The sequence below is a fragment of the Flavobacterium sp. genome, assembly GCF_044341265.1.
In the GTDB taxonomy this organism is placed as follows: Bacteria; Bacteroidota; Bacteroidia; order Flavobacteriales; family Flavobacteriaceae; genus Flavobacterium.
This window is the reverse complement of sequence record NZ_JBIISA010000008.1, coordinates 20,567-35,596: the sequence shown is the minus strand read 5'-3', so window position 1 is coordinate 35,596 and position 15,030 is coordinate 20,567. Positions and strand designations below refer to the sequence as shown.

General features: G+C 30.4%; 16 protein-coding genes. 7 read left to right on the top strand and 9 right to left on the bottom strand.

What is annotated here, in order from left to right:
• Positions 1 to 3 precede the first annotated feature (3 nt).
• Positions 4 to 1,371 (top strand): undecaprenyl-phosphate glucose phosphotransferase, encoded by a 1,368-nt coding sequence (locus ACIQ06_RS05650; RefSeq protein WP_396144311.1) that lies wholly within the window; start codon positions 4 to 6, stop codon positions 1,369 to 1,371.
• Here ACIQ06_RS05650 and ACIQ06_RS05645 read toward each other — a convergent pair.
• The 4 genes from ACIQ06_RS05645 to ACIQ06_RS05630 form a co-directional block, all read right to left on the bottom strand.
• A complete protein-coding gene (locus tag ACIQ06_RS05645) occupies positions 1,368 to 2,552 on the bottom strand; it encodes a glycosyltransferase family 4 protein (protein ID WP_396144307.1) in 1,185 nt (394 codons plus the stop codon). The two genes, ACIQ06_RS05650 and ACIQ06_RS05645, sit on opposite strands and share 4 nt — an antisense overlap.
• A gap of 96 nt (positions 2,553 to 2,648) precedes the next feature.
• Positions 2,649 to 3,734: a non-hydrolyzing UDP-N-acetylglucosamine 2-epimerase gene (gene wecB / locus ACIQ06_RS05640; protein WP_396144305.1), complete on the bottom strand. Its 1,086-nt coding sequence runs from the start codon at positions 3,732 to 3,734 to the stop codon at positions 2,649 to 2,651.
• Between the two features lie 76 nt (positions 3,735 to 3,810).
• Positions 3,811 to 4,338, bottom strand: a complete 528-nt coding sequence (locus ACIQ06_RS05635) for an ORF6N domain-containing protein (protein WP_396144303.1) — start codon at positions 4,336 to 4,338, stop codon at positions 3,811 to 3,813.
• Between the two features lie 24 nt (positions 4,339 to 4,362).
• Positions 4,363 to 5,676: a phenylacetate--CoA ligase family protein gene (locus ACIQ06_RS05630; protein ID WP_396144301.1), complete on the bottom strand. Its 1,314-nt coding sequence runs from the start codon at positions 5,674 to 5,676 to the stop codon at positions 4,363 to 4,365.
• A 108-nt stretch (positions 5,677 to 5,784) separates the two neighbouring features.
• Here ACIQ06_RS05630 and purD point away from each other — a divergent pair, with 108 nt between their 5' ends.
• Positions 5,785 to 7,059, top strand: coding sequence for a phosphoribosylamine--glycine ligase (purD, locus tag ACIQ06_RS05625; protein ID WP_396144298.1), 1,275 nt, complete (start codon positions 5,785 to 5,787; stop codon positions 7,057 to 7,059).
• On the opposite strand, the gene ACIQ06_RS05620 is transcribed toward purD, so the two are convergent.
• The gene (locus ACIQ06_RS05620) at positions 7,051 to 7,281 is read right to left on the bottom strand and encodes a uracil phosphoribosyltransferase (RefSeq protein WP_298306858.1); all 231 of its coding nucleotides are present in this window, start codon (positions 7,279 to 7,281) and stop codon (positions 7,051 to 7,053) included. The two genes, purD and ACIQ06_RS05620, sit on opposite strands and share 9 nt — an antisense overlap.
• Before the next feature lie 48 nt (positions 7,282 to 7,329).
• On the opposite strand from ACIQ06_RS05620, the gene ACIQ06_RS05615 reads away from it, so the two are divergent.
• Positions 7,330 to 8,259: a DUF6427 family protein gene (locus ACIQ06_RS05615; RefSeq protein WP_396144295.1), complete on the top strand. Its 930-nt coding sequence runs from the start codon at positions 7,330 to 7,332 to the stop codon at positions 8,257 to 8,259.
• Here the strand turns inward: ACIQ06_RS05615 and upp are convergent.
• Positions 8,254 to 8,907: a uracil phosphoribosyltransferase gene (gene upp / locus ACIQ06_RS05610; protein WP_344815843.1), complete on the bottom strand. Its 654-nt coding sequence runs from the start codon at positions 8,905 to 8,907 to the stop codon at positions 8,254 to 8,256. The genes ACIQ06_RS05615 and upp overlap by 6 nt on opposite strands.
• A 67-nt stretch (positions 8,908 to 8,974) precedes the next feature.
• Here upp and ACIQ06_RS05605 point away from each other — a divergent pair, with 67 nt between their 5' ends.
• Together ACIQ06_RS05605 and ACIQ06_RS05600 are read left to right on the top strand one after the other, a co-directional pair.
• Positions 8,975 to 9,580 carry a DUF4254 domain-containing protein gene (locus ACIQ06_RS05605; protein WP_344815844.1) on the top strand — a complete coding sequence of 202 codons (606 nt, stop codon included), beginning with the start codon at positions 8,975 to 8,977 and terminating at the stop codon, positions 9,578 to 9,580.
• A gap of 58 nt (positions 9,581 to 9,638) precedes the next feature.
• Positions 9,639 to 10,625 carry a glycosyltransferase family 9 protein gene (locus tag ACIQ06_RS05600; RefSeq protein ID WP_396144490.1) on the top strand — a complete coding sequence of 329 codons (987 nt, stop codon included), beginning with the start codon at positions 9,639 to 9,641 and terminating at the stop codon, positions 10,623 to 10,625.
• Positions 10,626 to 10,641: 16 nt separating this feature from the next.
• On the opposite strand, the gene ACIQ06_RS05595 is transcribed toward ACIQ06_RS05600, so the two are convergent.
• The 3 genes from ACIQ06_RS05595 to ACIQ06_RS05585 form a co-directional block, all read right to left on the bottom strand.
• On the bottom strand, positions 10,642 to 11,169 hold the full coding sequence (locus ACIQ06_RS05595) for a hypothetical protein (protein ID WP_396144292.1): 528 nt from the start codon (positions 11,167 to 11,169) through the stop codon (positions 10,642 to 10,644).
• A 95-nt stretch (positions 11,170 to 11,264) separates the two neighbouring features.
• A complete protein-coding gene (locus tag ACIQ06_RS05590; RefSeq protein ID WP_396144289.1) occupies positions 11,265 to 11,573 on the bottom strand; it encodes a hypothetical protein in 309 nt (102 codons plus the stop codon).
• A gap of 71 nt (positions 11,574 to 11,644) precedes the next feature.
• Positions 11,645 to 12,700 (bottom strand): 2Fe-2S iron-sulfur cluster-binding protein, encoded by a 1,056-nt coding sequence (locus tag ACIQ06_RS05585; protein WP_396144286.1) that lies wholly within the window; start codon positions 12,698 to 12,700, stop codon positions 11,645 to 11,647.
• A gap of 118 nt (positions 12,701 to 12,818) precedes the next feature.
• Here ACIQ06_RS05585 and ACIQ06_RS05580 point away from each other — a divergent pair, with 118 nt between their 5' ends.
• Positions 12,819 to 14,288, top strand: coding sequence for a DUF5687 family protein (locus ACIQ06_RS05580; RefSeq protein WP_396144284.1), 1,470 nt, complete (start codon positions 12,819 to 12,821; stop codon positions 14,286 to 14,288).
• 43 nt (positions 14,289 to 14,331) lie between these two features.
• The gene (locus tag ACIQ06_RS05575) at positions 14,332 to 15,030 is read left to right on the top strand and encodes an ABC transporter ATP-binding protein (RefSeq protein ID WP_396144282.1); all 699 of its coding nucleotides are present in this window, start codon (positions 14,332 to 14,334) and stop codon (positions 15,028 to 15,030) included.

Genomic DNA, 15,030 nt, shown 5'->3' with positions numbered 1-15,030 from the left:
AATATGGTTGCACAACAAACAGGTAGATATTCAAAATATATTAGACCAATAAGTATCACAATAGATATTTTGGTCATTACCATATTAAGTTTATATTTCTTTAGAGATTTAAATCTTAATATGGTATATTATATTGCATATCAAACACTTGCTTGGATATTCATTGCCTTTTTACTCAAGTTTTATGAGGTATATAGGTTTACAACTCCGGTAGAAATTATATCTAAAATATTTAAACAATTTAGTTTATTTATATTAGTTGTAATTGCTTTTTTTCCCTTTGCAAAAACAGTAATTTTCAGCGGAAAAGCTATTGCAATTATGACAACTATTAGTTTTGTTATTATTGCAGGAATTAAATATTTCTTGTTTTTTTACCTAAAAAAATACAGAATTACCACCAAAAATAATTTCAGAAATGCAATTATAATAGGATATACTCCAGAGGCAATTCGACTTAAAGAAGTTTTTGATAACAGACAAGATTACGGCTATCGTTTTCAAGGATATTTTTCAGATAAAAAACAGAATCCCGAGGTAAAAGGTAGAGTAGACGACATAAAGAATTTTGTTATAGATCAAAAAATAGATGAAATTTATTGTTCTCTAAATGAAATTTCAAATGAAAAATTGAAAGAATTAGTTGAGTTTTCTGACGAAAACAATAAAACAATAAAATTCATTCCTGATACTAAAGAGATATTTTCTAAAAACATGAGAATTGATTATTATGAGCTTTTCCCTGTTTTATCGCTTCAAAAAACCCAACTTCATAACCCAACAATAAAAGGTATTAAAAGAGGATTTGACATTGTTTTTTCTTTTTTGGTTATCGTTCTCATCCTTTCTTGGTTAATGCCTTTAATTGCAATTTTAATTAAATTAGAATCTAAAGGACCTGTTTTCTTCAAACAAGGAAGACCAGGTTTAGATGAAAACGAATTTTTTTGCTATAAATTTCGTTCCATGCAAGTCAATGAAACAACTGAAAAAGAAGCTTCAAAAAACGACCCTAGAGTTACTAAAATGGGACGATTTATGCGCAAAACGAGTATTGATGAATTACCACAATTTTTCAATGTATTACTTGGCGATATGTCGGTTGTTGGACCAAGACCGCACTTGTGGTCACAGAATAAATCGTATGCAAGTAAGGTGAAAAAATATATGGTTCGTCATTATGTGAAACCAGGTATAACAGGACTTGCTCAAGTAAAAGGATATCGTGGTGAAATTGAAACCGATGAAGACATGATAAATCGTATCAAATTTGACGTTTTCTACATTGAAAATTGGTCAATAGTAATGGATATCAAAATCATTATTCAAACGGTTGTAAACATTTTTAAAGGCGAGGATAAAGCTTACTAAAAAACATCTTTTTCAATTAAATAATTCATTTGATTGTCTAAATTGAAATTGATTTCTGATTTAATAAAGATGCTCTTTTTCATTTCGAATAATTCTGATTTACTCATCTTCGAAATCTTTTCTATTTCATGATTTAATTGCTCATAATTTTTTACAGATGCAATCCAACCCATATTGTTTTCTTCAACAATAGTTTCGCCTTCGCCACCTCCAAAGTATAAAATAGGAAATCCAAGTGCGCCATATTCGAAAATCTTAGAAGGAACCGAACCATAAATCCGAACTTTTAACGGTACAATTGCAATGTCAAAAGTTTTCAATTTTTCGTGCAAATCATTTCGTTCCATCATACCGTGAAAGAAGATGTTTTTACCTTTCTCACTTGAAATTAAAGCTTCTATTTGACTTTTTTCAGCACCATCACCAAATAGATGTAATTCAATATTTAAGCCATTTAAATCGATTTTCTCACACAATTCATAAACGCCTTGAGCAATTCCTAAAAGTCCTGCGTAAAATATTTTAATAGGTTGATTTTCTTCCAACTTCAAATCAAAATTTTCAATTTTATGATCTGGAAAATTGCGATATAAATAACATTCTTTTAGAGGAAATAAAGAAGTTATGTGAGTGATAATTTCATTAGATTGACCAATGATTAATGTTGCTTTTTTATAAATAAATCGTTCTAAAAACAATGAGAATTTATGTGAAAAAGAGTTTTCTTTCAAAGCTTTCAATTCAATCGCAGCCAATGGCCAAAGATCTGAAATGTTTAGAATTATCTTTTTCTTTTTCAACGACAGTACAAAAACAGAGATAAAAGAAAGCAATAAAGGCGGTGATTGAACCACTACTTTCTGAGGCGTTTTTTTAAACAATAAATAAAAAAACAAACTCAACGAAAAAGACAAAACAGAAATTATTCGAACAACCAAATTTTTGCTCACACTCGGATAAATCCAAAGACGTTTTACAGCAATATTATCTCGATTTTCTGTAACTGAAAACTTTCCTTTATATTCAGGAAACAATTCACCTTTTGGATAATTTCCAAGCGGACAAATTACAGAAACTTTATAATTATTTTGATTCAACTTCAAAGCCAACTGCTCAATTCTATTGGCAGCAGCACCTTTTTCAGGCGGATAATAATTAGATATAATTAGAATTTCTTCCATTTTTTACCACTAAGACACAATGGAAGCACAACGCTCACAAAGTAAATTATTAAAGTTAAAATAGTGTTCTTTCTGCATTCTTTGTGGCCTTTGTGGTTAAATTTTTAGCAAAATATCAATAATTCTTTCTGATGCTTTTCCGTCCCAAAGCTCAGGAATTCCTCTTTTTGACAAACCAATTTTTAGAAATTTACTAAATTCTAAAGTCAAATTTTCTATTGAAATTCCAACCAAATTATTAGTACCAATTTCAATAGTTTCTGGTCTTTCGGTTGTGGTTCGCATAGTAAAACATGGAATTCCTAAAACCGTAGTTTCCTCAGAAATTCCTCCAGAATCTGTAATCACTGCAAAACTATTTTTTATCAAATACATGAAATTCAAATAACCTTGTGGCTCAACAAATAATATGTTTTTCAAATTCAAATTGGTTTCACCCAAAATAGCTTTAGTTCGCGGATGAATTGGAAAGATTATTTTTTTATCTCCAACCATTTTATCAATTCCTTCCAATAAATTGATTAATGATTTTTCTTCATCAACATTGGATGGACGATGTAAGGTTAAAATGATATAATTTCCAGTTTCTAAACAGAATTCATCCCAAAAACTCGGAGCGGAAATTCGATTTAAATTCTGATGTAAAGTATCAATCATTACATTTCCAACAAAATGTACATTAGAAGAATCAACTCCATTTTTCAATAAATTTTCAGATGCAGATTTTGAAGTTGTAAAGAAATAATCCGTAATACTATCGGTAACAATTCGGTTAATTTCTTCAGGCATTGTCATGTCTCCAGAACGAATTCCGGCTTCAACATGAGCGACTTTTATGTTCATTTTCTTAGCTACAATAGCACAAGCCATAGTCGAATTGACATCACCAACAACCAAAACCAAATCACAAGGATTTTGAGTTAATTCTTTTTCAAAAGCTACCATTATTGCACCAGTTTGCTCTGCTTGTGAACCACTCTTTACTTCCAAATTTGCATTTGGATGCGGAATATTCAACTCCTCAAAAAAAGTATCACTCAAATTTTTATCATAATGTTGACCTGTGTGAACTAATCTATAAGAAATAGTTTTTCCTTCAGATTGCTTTTTTTCAATCGCTTTTATAATAGGTGCGATTTTAATAAAATTAGGTCTTGCGCCTGCAATTATGGTTATTTTCATAGTAATGCTGAACTTGTTTCAGTATCTGTTAATTTATTTCGATTTCATTAAGATCGCAATTTGCGTCATTAAAAAACTATTTTTTATAACCAATTTTCGTTCTTGGTTTTGTTTTTTCTTCTTTTTCTGTCAATTCATCCAAATAACTAAAAACCAACTCAATATTTTTATCGTGGTTTTCTAATTTCTTTTGAATTTGCATAATATCAATTTTCAAATCGGTTGTATCCAAAAGCATTTGACGCACTTTTGTAAATATCCTCATAATTTGAATATTAGTCTGAATAGCTTTATCACTATTTAAAACACTTGATAACATTAAGACTCCATGTTCAGTAAAAGCCATTGGTGCATAACGTAAACCCATTTTGTCTGAATTGGAGGTCACAATTTGTGACCTCCAATTTGAAAACTCAGCATCTGATAATTCAAACATAAAATCGTCTGGAAATCTAGAAATATTTCTTTTTACGGCTTGTTTTAAGACTTTTGTTTGAATCCCATAAAGCATTGCTAAATCTCTGTCTAACATCACTTTTTGATTTCGGATAAAGTAAATTTTATCTGAAATCGTTTCTTCTGAAATAATTAAATTTTGGCTCATATAGTTATTTTAATGGTTTATATTTTATTTCATCATCGAAACAAACTGTTTCAATTTACCACTTTTACTTCGTGTTAATTTTTCTTTCCTAATAAAGCTAAAGTTCAAACCGCTTTCTAAATAAGTTGTAATTGCTTTTTCAATATCGCGAATTTGACTTTCGGTTAATGCATTTTCACTTACATATTCCACCTCAAAAGTATCGATTTTTGTTTGTTTAATCACAAATTCTTTTACATTTCCGTCGTCTTCAATAATACTTTTTGTTACGTAGTAAAATGTTAATCCTGGTGATTTTTTTCCACTTGGTAAAATAGCAATATCGTTGGTTCGACCAATCAGTTTCTTTAAAATTGGTTTTTTGAAGGTGCTTTTTTCGTCAAGAATTCCAATATCTCCAATATCATATCGAATGAATGGATGCGCTTTGTTATACAATGAAGTAATTACAATTCGACCTTCTTTTCCGTTAGGTAAAATGTTATCATTATCGTCTAAAATTTCTACAAATAAGGTTTCTGAATTGACTTGCCATTCATCATTTGGATTTTGAAAAGCAATCAAGTCCAATTCTGAAGCCCCATATTCGTTGATAACTGGAACTCCAAATTGTTTTTCCATCAATAGTTTATCTTCTTCAAATAACATTTCGGAAGTAACAACACAACATTTTAAACTAGGACAAACTGATGTTAATACAATGTTTTTCTTTTGAAGAAATTTTGCAAATAAAACGATGGAAGAAGTATAACCGTTAATGTAATCGAACTTTTTATTCTGAAATTTCAGTAGTACTTTTTCAAGAATTTTATCTGATAAATCAAAAATGGTGAATCGATAACTGTTTTTCAAAACATCTTTTAATCGTTCTTTCTTGTTTCCAATAAAATCTAAAGGAATTCCATAAAATCTTGCTTGTTTAGACGAATTAAAATCAATTCCAAACCATCCAAATCTATTAATGATATTTGCCCAAGTTAAGGCATGACAAAATTTATCTTTGGCGAAAATAAATGGATCACCACTGGAACCAGAAGTTTTATTGACGTAAACATTTTTTAAAGTAAAGCCTTTAGAAAGTCTTTCAGATAAAGGTTTCTGAAATTCTTTTTTAGTCATTATCGGAAGTTCATTCCAATTTCCAATCTCAGGTTTTCCAACAAAGTCTTGAAAAGATTTATTGTTTTTTAAATGGTAGTCAACAATTTCTTTTCGTTTTAGATTAATATAATTTTCATATTCAGCATCAGAAATGGCTTGAATTTTTTCAAATTCAGAAGTTGCTTCCTTCATCGGAAAACCATTTGCCTTGAGTGATAAATTGAAAAGGTTGAACACAAAAAATCTATTTTGTTCAAAAATACTAAAAACAAAAACTTTTCTATCAATTAGCTTTAAATTCTTTTGAAAACAAACTATTTTTGCAACAACATAACTACACACACAATGACAATTTTACTACTTGGTTCAGGCGGACGCGAACACGCTTTAGCATGGAAAATGTTACAATCAGACAAATGTTCTAAACTTTTTGTTGCTCCAGGAAACGCTGGAACATCTCAAATTGCAACAAATGTTTCTATAAATATTTTAGATTTTGAAGCTATAAAAACATTTGCTTTGGCTGAAAAAGTGAATATGGTTGTTGTTGGACCTGAAGATCCTTTGGTTCACGGAGTTTATGATTTCTTCAAAAACGATGCTGATTTAAATCATATTCCTGTGATTGGACCATCAAAAGTGGGTGCACAATTAGAAGGAAGTAAAGAATTTGCTAAAGAATTTCTAATCAAACATAAAATACCAACTGCGGCTTATGATAGTTTTACCAAAGAAACAGTTGAAAAAGGATGTAATTTTCTAGAAACTTTACAACCTCCATACGTTCTTAAAGCAGATGGTTTGGCTGCTGGAAAAGGTGTTTTGATTATTCAAGATTTGGATGAAGCCAAAACTGAATTAAGAAACATGTTGGTTCATGAAAAATTTGGAACCGCAAGTGCAAAAGTTGTGATTGAAGAATTTCTTGACGGAATTGAACTAAGTTGTTTCGTTTTAACCGATGGAAAAAATTATAAAATTCTTCCAACAGCGAAAGATTACAAAAGAATTGGTGAAGGTGACACAGGTTTAAATACTGGTGGAATGGGAGCAGTTTCTCCAGTTCCATTTGCAGATGCAGTTTTGTTAGAAAAAATTGAGACACGAATTGTAAAACCAACAATCGCAGGTTTGCAAAGCGACGGAATTGAATATAAAGGTTTCGTTTTCATTGGACTGATTAACGTAAAAGGCGAACCAATAGTAATTGAGTATAATGTGAGAATGGGTGATCCAGAAACGGAAGTTGTAATTCCGAGATTGAAATCGGATTTGGTGGAACTTTTTCATGCGGTTGGAAATCAAACATTAAACGAAGTTTCTCTAGAAATTGACGACAGAAGTGCCACAACAATTATGGTAGTTTCTGGCGGATATCCTGAAGATTATGGGAAAGGTTTTGAAATTTCTGGTTTAGAAAACATCGAAGATTCGATTGCTTTTCATGCCGGAACAAAATTAGAAAACGGAAAAGTGGTAACCAATGGAGGTCGAGTTATTGCCATTACGTCATTTGGCGAAAGCTTTCAAGAAGCCATAAAAAAATCTTATCAAAACATAGACAAGCTACATTTTGATAAGATGTATTTTAGAAAAGATATCGGTTTTGACTTACTTTAAGAAAGAGTGAGCCGTTGTATCTTGGTTTTCTTCGTTGTTATCTTGATGCTTTTGCAATTCTTTACACCAATAAATGATGTATCTAGCACAAACAGCCATTAATGTCCAACTAACGATATTAGCCAACCACCAATTATCTAACTCTAATGCACGTAACCAATCTAGTGGTTTAAATAAAAAATCTACAAAAAGTGATTGTATTGCTTCGAAAAATGCTTTCATTTTTAAACAAGTGTTATATTTACATCCACAAAAGTATAAAATATCCTCATGATAACAAGCGTTTTTAAAAAATCTACACCAATTAATTATTCTTTTATAGGAATTTTGATGGTTTTTGTCTTTTTTACCTACCAGTTGCAGGATACAAAATGGACAAGTTCGTTATTTGAAATTGCAAAAAAGTCGGCTTTAATATTGATTTTATTTGCATCACTTTTCATTTCAAATTTTATTGTTAAGAAAAACGCATTAACTAAGGATAGTGCTTATACTATTTTCTTTGTTCTTATTTTTTTAATGTTTTTTCCAAATGTTTTAGATAATTACAAACTAATTGTATCTAATTTTTTCATTCTATTAGCAATGAGAAGATTGGTTTCTTTGCAAACATTGAAAGCCCCAAAAGAAAAAATATTTGATGCTTCGTTATGGATTTTTGTAGCTAGTTTATTCCATTTTTGGGCAATACTTTTTATTTTATTGGTTTACATCTCCATAATTTTTCACGTTTCAAGAGATTATAGAAATTGGTTAATTCCTTTTGTAGCCCTTTTCAGTTCATCAATAATCTTTGTTTTTTATGCTTTATTATTTGATAAAGAAGCTATTGATGCTTACCTTCAATCGGAAGTAATAAATTTGCAGGTAGACTATTTTACTAATAATTATCAAAATATTGCTTTCTCTATTTATGCAGTATTTGCTGTTTTTTTTGTTTTACCCTATCTGTTTACCTTAACAAACAAGCCACTAAATTTACAAGCTTCCTATAAAAAAGTACTATTAGCTTTTTTTATTGGTATAGCAATTTTCTTTATCTCAGCAAATAAAAGTAATGAAGTATTGGTTTACACGTTTTTACCAATGGCTATAATGGCTACAAACACGGTAGAATATTTACAAAATAAAATTCAACAAGAAATTATTTTGTTTGTATCAATTATTTGTGGAGTATTCTGTTTCTTTTCGCAGTTATAATTTACTTCCGTAAGCTAAATCACCAGCGTCTCCAAGTCCAGGAATAATGTAATTTTTCTCGTTTAGTTTTTCATCAAGAGCGGCAACCCATAGATGACAATTGTTAGGAAGATTTTCTTCAAGATATGCAATTCCTTCTGGAGCAGCTATAACAACGGCAAGGTGAATTTCTTTTGGTTTTTGTTCCAAATGCAATTTATTTAAAACAGCAACAATAGATTGACCTGTTGCTAACATAGGATCAATTAGAATTAAATTTTTATTTTCAAAGGATGGCGCCGCTTGATATTCTACTAAAATTTCAAAATAATCATCGTTATTTGGATGATGACGATAAGCAGAAACAAAACCATTTTCGGCATTATCAAAAATATTCATAAAACCTGTATGCAATGCCAATCCTGCACGAAGAATAGAACATAAAACGACATTGTCTGCAATAGTTGTAGTGTGTTTTACGCCAAGAGGAGTTTGAACATCAATTGATTTATATTCTAAAGTTTTACTCAATTCATACGCCATAATTTCTCCAATACGTTCAATATTTTTTCTGAAACGCATGCTGTCTTTTTGAATGTTGACATCACGAATTTCTGCCAAAAAATGATTAAGAATACTATTGTTTTCAGAGATGTAATGAATTTGCATAAAAGTAAAAAATTTGTATGTTTACGTAAAAGTATAAAAACTATCTTTGCAAATAAAATTAATCATTATGTTTTCAAAATTTGCCTATTCTATATTTGAACAAAGTATCAAGGATTATCACGTTTACGACAATGTAAACCAACCTATTAACAATCCGTATCCAAAGGAAAAAATAGAACATTTACTTTATTTTAAAAACTGGATTGACACGGTTCAATGGCATTATGAAGACATTATTCGTGATCCAAATATCGATCCTGTTGCAGCATTAACTTTGAAAAGAAAAATCGACGCTTCTAATCAAGAACGTACCGACATGGTAGAATATATTGACAGTTATTTTCTTCAAAAATATGCTCATGTTGAAGTAAAACCAACAGCTAAAATCAATTCAGAATCGCCTGCTTGGACGATTGATAGATTGTCAATTTTAGCTTTAAAAATTTATCACATGAACGAAGAAGCAACTCGTGCTGAAGCTTCACAAGAACACAGAGATAAATGTCAAGAAAAACTGAACGTACTTTTAGAGCAAAGAACCGATTTGTCAACAGCAATCGACGATTTATTAACGGATATTGAAAATGGTGACAAATTCATGAAAGTGTACAAACAAATGAAAATGTACAATGACGATGATTTGAATCCGGTTTTGTATCAGAATAAAAAATAATTTCCGACAAACTTTGTCACATAAAATAAAACATATAGCTGTCATTCGACTCTCTGCAATGGGAGATGTCGCGATGACAGTTCCTGTTATTTTAGCATTAGTCAATCAGTATCCAGAAGTTAAAATAACGATGGTTTCTCGCCCATTTTTCAAACCCATTTTTGAAAATATACCTAATGTAACTTTTTTATCAGTTCATACCAATCACCAACACAAAGGAATATTTGGATTGTATAGATTATACAAAGAAATTAAACACCAAAACGTTGAACAAGTTGCCGATTTGCACAACGTTTTGCGTTCAAAAGTTATTAGATTTTTATTTGCTTTAAGCGGAAAAAAAGTAGCTTATACTGATAAAGGAAGAAAAGAGAAAAAAGAATTAACACGTGCAGAAAATAAAATTTTCAAGCCATTAAAATCAATGTTTGAAAGACATGTTGATACTTTTAAACAGTTAGATTATGATATAGATTTAAGCAATCCTATTTTTTTGAGACAAATGGATATTCCTTTGAAAGCACAAAAAATAATTGGAAATAAAAATCAAAAATGGATAGGAATAGCACCTTTTGCTCATTACCAAAGTAAAACCTATCCAATGGATTTGATGAGAGAAGTTATTAGTAAATTATCTGAAAATCCAAACTTAAAAATCCTTCTTTTTGGTGGAGGAAAAAAGGAAATGGAACTATTAGAAGGGTTTTCAAATGAAAATGTCATAAATTTTGCTGGGAAAATATCTTTTGATGATGAATTACATCTGATTTCAAATTTAGATTTAATGGTATCGATGGACAGTGGAAACGCTCATTTGGCAGCCATGTTTGGCATAAAAACCATCACGCTTTGGGGCGCAACACATCCTTTTGCTGGTTTTTCACCATTTAATCAACCTTTAGAAAATTGCTTGACTTCCGATAGAAATCAATATCCATTATTACCAACTTCTGTGTATGGAAATAAAAATGTTGCTGGTTATGAAGATGTAATGAGAAGTATTTCTGTGGAGAAGGTAGTTTTCAGTATTCAGTCGCAGTTTTAGTTTAAATGTTTTTTAATTAACCACAAAGATGTATTTCCTTGAATTGAAAATTAGATTTTTTATTTCCAAAAATACGTTCGTACCATTTTCCTGATACTTTAGATTGAAAATTTAATAATATTTTATTGGCTTGTGAAGTATTAATTGCTGAACAAAAACAATCATTCCAATCATCTTTTTCATATTTAGTTTTAAACACAAGAGAAGAAATTTGATTGTTTTCAATAAACCATTGTTGTAAATTAAAATATTCAGTTGTGTTGGAAATAATCGCTTTAAATTGAAAAGTAAAATTATCAGAAGGACAATATAATTCTTGTACTTTGTATTCAGATATATAATCATCTTTATATCGCTGTTGGATATTTGTTTTATTGACTTTTACTACATCATTAAAGTGGAATCCAGTGTTTATATCTGGAAGGCTTTCTATTAAAGCTATATCGTTTTTAACTCTACCATAAACCTGATTTCCACTGTCATTCAAGATTATTGCTGAAAACCAATCATCTGGATTAGACCAAAAAACATTATCAATTGCCATATTTTAACTTACTTTATATTATTAACGAAATCTTTATAACTTTTTTAAACTAAAAGTTTTTATAATTTTAATTCAAAGCTATAACATAAATTCATTCACAAATAAATCTGATTATCTCTGCAAATCTCCAAAATATAACTCTTTAAATTTGAAATAGTGGCTTGATAATTTGGTGCTTCGTAGCCAAAACGCTCGTGTTCCATTTGTTCTTTTTCGATGGCATTGCAACCTTTTAAAACTTCCTTAATCATATCGAGCAAGATTAATTCTTTGCTTTTATTTTTCTCAAATTTGAAATCCACCAACTCATCTTCCAATTTTTCACAATATTCTAAAAGCTCTTGAACTTCTGGTTCGTCCAAAAGATCTTGAGCTTTTTTAAATATTTCGAGTTTGTTTTTCAAAGTTTAATTCTATAAAAATTTAACACGATCTACGTAACTGAACACTGAAAACTGAACACTGCTAACTGAATTTAGACATCATCAAAATCAACAAATATCTCACTACTCGTTGGATGCGCTTGACAAGTTAAAATTAAACCACTTTCAACTTCTTTATCAGTTAAAATGGAGTTCTTTTTCATTTCGGCTGTACCTTTTGAAATTCGCGCTAAACAACTGCTGCATATTCCTCCTTGACAAGAATAAGGAGCATCGATGCCTTGTTTTAAAGCTGCTTCCAATAAAGTTTGCTTTTGGCTCATTTCAAAAGTTGTTTCTTCGTCGTCAACTAAAACTGTGATTTTGGTATGACCATTTTCAGAAGTTGCAATTTCTTTTTCTGCTGAAGTTGATGTTGAAAATAATTCAAATTTGATGTTTTTATCAGCAACATTATTTTCTTTTAAAATATTGGAAACCAAATTAATCATCTCCTCTGGACCACATAAATAGAATTTTGAGAATTCTTTTTCTTTGTGTTTGTTGTTCAAAACAAAGTTCACGTTGGCTTTGTCAATTCGACCAAAAAGTTCATTTTCAACCTTAATTTGAGTGTAAGCAAAATGTACAAAAAGCCTTCCAACATATTGTTGTTGCAAATCGTGTAATTCTTGATGAAATATGGTTTCGTCAGTGTTTTTATTTCCGTAAACTAAAACAAAAGTGCTGTCTTTTTCGTTATGCAAAACCGATTTTAGAATAGACATCACTGGCGTAATTCCACTTCCTGCAACGAAAGCTGCGTAGTTTCTTTGTCTGCCAACTTGTGGTTCAAAAGTAAATTTACCTTCAGGTTGACCAACTTCTATAATATCACCAACCTTCAAATTCTCGTTAGCAAATTTTGAAAAATGTCCGTTTTTTACAGACTTAATCGCAATTCGTAGTTCACCACTTTCTGGCGAAGAACATATAGAATAGGCACGACGTATTTCTTGTCCGTCAAGTGTAAGTTTTAGATTAATATATTGACCTGCAATAAATTGGTAAACAGATTGTAACTCAGAAGGAACATTAAAAACTACAGAAACCGCGCTTGGCGTTTCACGTTTTACTTCTTTGATTTGTAATTTATAGAATTGTGACATTGTAAGTAATTTTTACAAAGGTAATAAATAGCAATTATTTACTTTTATTTAAAATTTGAAATGTTTGTAACAAATTTTTAAATTCATCATCTAATACTTCATCCAAAAACAATCAACTATGTTCAAACATTTTATCATGCTCGAATGGAAGGCATTTCTCCGTTCAGCTTCCTTGGGAACTAATATTGCAATGAAAATCTTTATTGGTTTTTTTGCAGCTTATTTTATGGTGATTTTTATTGCAGCTGGTATTGGAGTTTTCTTCATTTTGAAAAAGTCTGGACTTGAACCGCTATCAACAGTAAATAAGTTTATGATTTATTATTTAGTCTTAGATTTAGTGGTTAGGTATTTTCTTCAAAAAATGCCTGTGATGAATATTCGTCCTTTGTTGACGTTACCTATTAAAAGAAATACGATTGTTCATTTTACTTTAGGAAAAACGGCCTTGTCTTTTTTCAATTGGTCGCACGCCTTGTTCTTCATTCCGTTTTCTATTGTTTTAATGATGAATGGCTATTCGGTTTTGAATGTTATTCTGTGGCATTTAGGAATTATGGCGCTGTTTTATTTAAATAATTTTATAAATGTTTTAATTAATAATAAAGACAGTGTTTTCTACTCGGTTTTGGGTGTTGTTGCAGGTTTAGGATTGGCGCATTATTACAAAATTTTTGATATTACACTTTACACACAGCCATTTTTTCAAGGAATGTACGAAACGGTTTTTGTGTTTTTAATTCCGATTATTTTGGTTGTTGCTACCTATTATTTTGCTTTCAATTATTTTAAAAGTAATTTGAATTTAGACGAAGGTTTGGCTAAGAAAAGTGAAATTGCAAAGACACAAAACTTTTCTTTCCTCGACCAATTCGGAACTTTAGGAACGTTCTTGAAAAATGACCTTCGATTGTTATTAAGAAACAAGCGTTCTAAAACTACTCTTACAATGAGTTTCTTATTTATTTTTTATGGATTATTGTTTTTCACAAATTCGATAGAAGCTTATAGAAGTCCGATGTTTCAAATTTTTGCTGGAATTTTTGTTTCAGGCGGATTTCTTTTCACGTTCGGACAATTTGTACCAAGTTGGGACAGCGCTTATTATCAGTTGATGATGAGTCAAAACATTCAATACAGAGAATACATTAGTTCTAAATGGTGGTTGATGGTTATTGGAACAGTGATTTCAACAATTTTAGCATCGTTTTATTTATTCTTTGGAGTTCACACCTATTTATTAATTGTAGTTGGTGCGATTTTCAACATCGGAGTAAACTCGCATTTGGTAATGCTTGGCGGTGCATTTGTAAAAACACCAATCGATTTAACAACCGGAAAAGGAGCTTTTGGCGATAAGCAAGCGTTCAATATTAAAACCATGTTAATTTCTCTTCCAAAAATGCTAATTCCAATGGCACTTTATGCAATAGGATATTATATTTTCTCTCCAAACATCGGATTATTATTTGTGGCTTTGGCAGGAATTCTCGGATTTGCCTTTAGAAATTACGTTTTCAGTCAGATTGAAAAAATCTACAAAAAGGAAAAATACGCAACAATCGCAGCTTACAAACAAAAAAACTAGTTTTAGACTAATTACTATTTACTAATGACTAATCACTAAAAAAATGATACAAGTAAACAATCTTTCAAAAACATATAACAACGGAGTTAAAGTATTAAACATCACTAATCTTGAAATTCCAAAAGGACAAAGTTTTGGTTTGGTAGGAAATAACGGAGCAGGAAAAACTACTTTTTTCAGTTTGCTGTTAGATTTAATTCAACCTTCAACAGGATTTATTAAAAACAACTCTATTCAAGTAAATACTAGTGAAGCTTGGAAACCTTTCACAGCAGCATTTATTGACGAAAGTTTCCTTATCGGATATTTGACAGCCGAAGAATATTTCTATTTCATTGGTGATTTGAGAGGTCAAAACAAAGCTGATGTCGATGCACTTTTAGCAAAACATGAAGAATTTTTCAATGGTGAAATTCTAAAAAGTAAAAAGTACTTACGTGATTTATCTAAAGGAAATATGAAAAAAGTGGGAATCATAGCCACTTTAATTGGAAGTCCTGAAGTTGTAATTCTTGATGAACCATTTGCCAATTTAGATCCAACAACTGTAAATAGATTGAAAAAAATTATCAAAGAATTGTCTGAAAATCCAGAAGTTACTGTTTTAGTTTCTTCGCACGATTTAGTTCACACAGTTGAGGTTTGCAATAGAATTGTAGCTTTAAACAAAGGCGAAATTGTTAAAGATATTGAAACATCGCCAGAAACTCTTAGAGAATTAGAAGCATTTTTTGCAGTATAA

Bases quoted from the DNA above. Each gene is read 5' to 3' on its own strand.
- ACIQ06_RS05650 (WP_396144311.1), top strand. From the start codon at position 4: ATGGTTGCACAACAAACAGGTAGATATTCAAAATATATTAGACCAATA.
- ACIQ06_RS05645 (WP_396144307.1), bottom strand. From the start codon at position 2,552: ATGGAAGAAATTCTAATTATATCTAATTATTATCCGCCTGAAAAAGGT.
- wecB (WP_396144305.1), bottom strand. From the start codon at position 3,734: ATGAAAATAACCATAATTGCAGGCGCAAGACCTAATTTTATTAAAATC.
- ACIQ06_RS05635 (WP_396144303.1), bottom strand. From the start codon at position 4,338: ATGAGCCAAAATTTAATTATTTCAGAAGAAACGATTTCAGATAAAATT.
- purD (WP_396144298.1), top strand. From the start codon at position 5,785: ATGACAATTTTACTACTTGGTTCAGGCGGACGCGAACACGCTTTAGCA.
- ACIQ06_RS05620 (WP_298306858.1), bottom strand. From the start codon at position 7,281: ATGAAAGCATTTTTCGAAGCAATACAATCACTTTTTGTAGATTTTTTA.
- ACIQ06_RS05615 (WP_396144295.1), top strand. From the start codon at position 7,330: ATGATAACAAGCGTTTTTAAAAAATCTACACCAATTAATTATTCTTTT.
- upp (WP_344815843.1), bottom strand. From the start codon at position 8,907: ATGCAAATTCATTACATCTCTGAAAACAATAGTATTCTTAATCATTTT.
- ACIQ06_RS05605 (WP_344815844.1), top strand. From the start codon at position 8,975: ATGTTTTCAAAATTTGCCTATTCTATATTTGAACAAAGTATCAAGGAT.
- ACIQ06_RS05600 (WP_396144490.1), top strand. From the start codon at position 9,639: ATGGGAGATGTCGCGATGACAGTTCCTGTTATTTTAGCATTAGTCAAT.
- ACIQ06_RS05595 (WP_396144292.1), bottom strand. From the start codon at position 11,169: ATGGCAATTGATAATGTTTTTTGGTCTAATCCAGATGATTGGTTTTCA.
- ACIQ06_RS05585 (WP_396144286.1), bottom strand. From the start codon at position 12,700: ATGTCACAATTCTATAAATTACAAATCAAAGAAGTAAAACGTGAAACG.
- ACIQ06_RS05580 (WP_396144284.1), top strand. From the start codon at position 12,819: ATGTTCAAACATTTTATCATGCTCGAATGGAAGGCATTTCTCCGTTCA.
- ACIQ06_RS05575 (WP_396144282.1), top strand. From the start codon at position 14,332: ATGATACAAGTAAACAATCTTTCAAAAACATATAACAACGGAGTTAAA.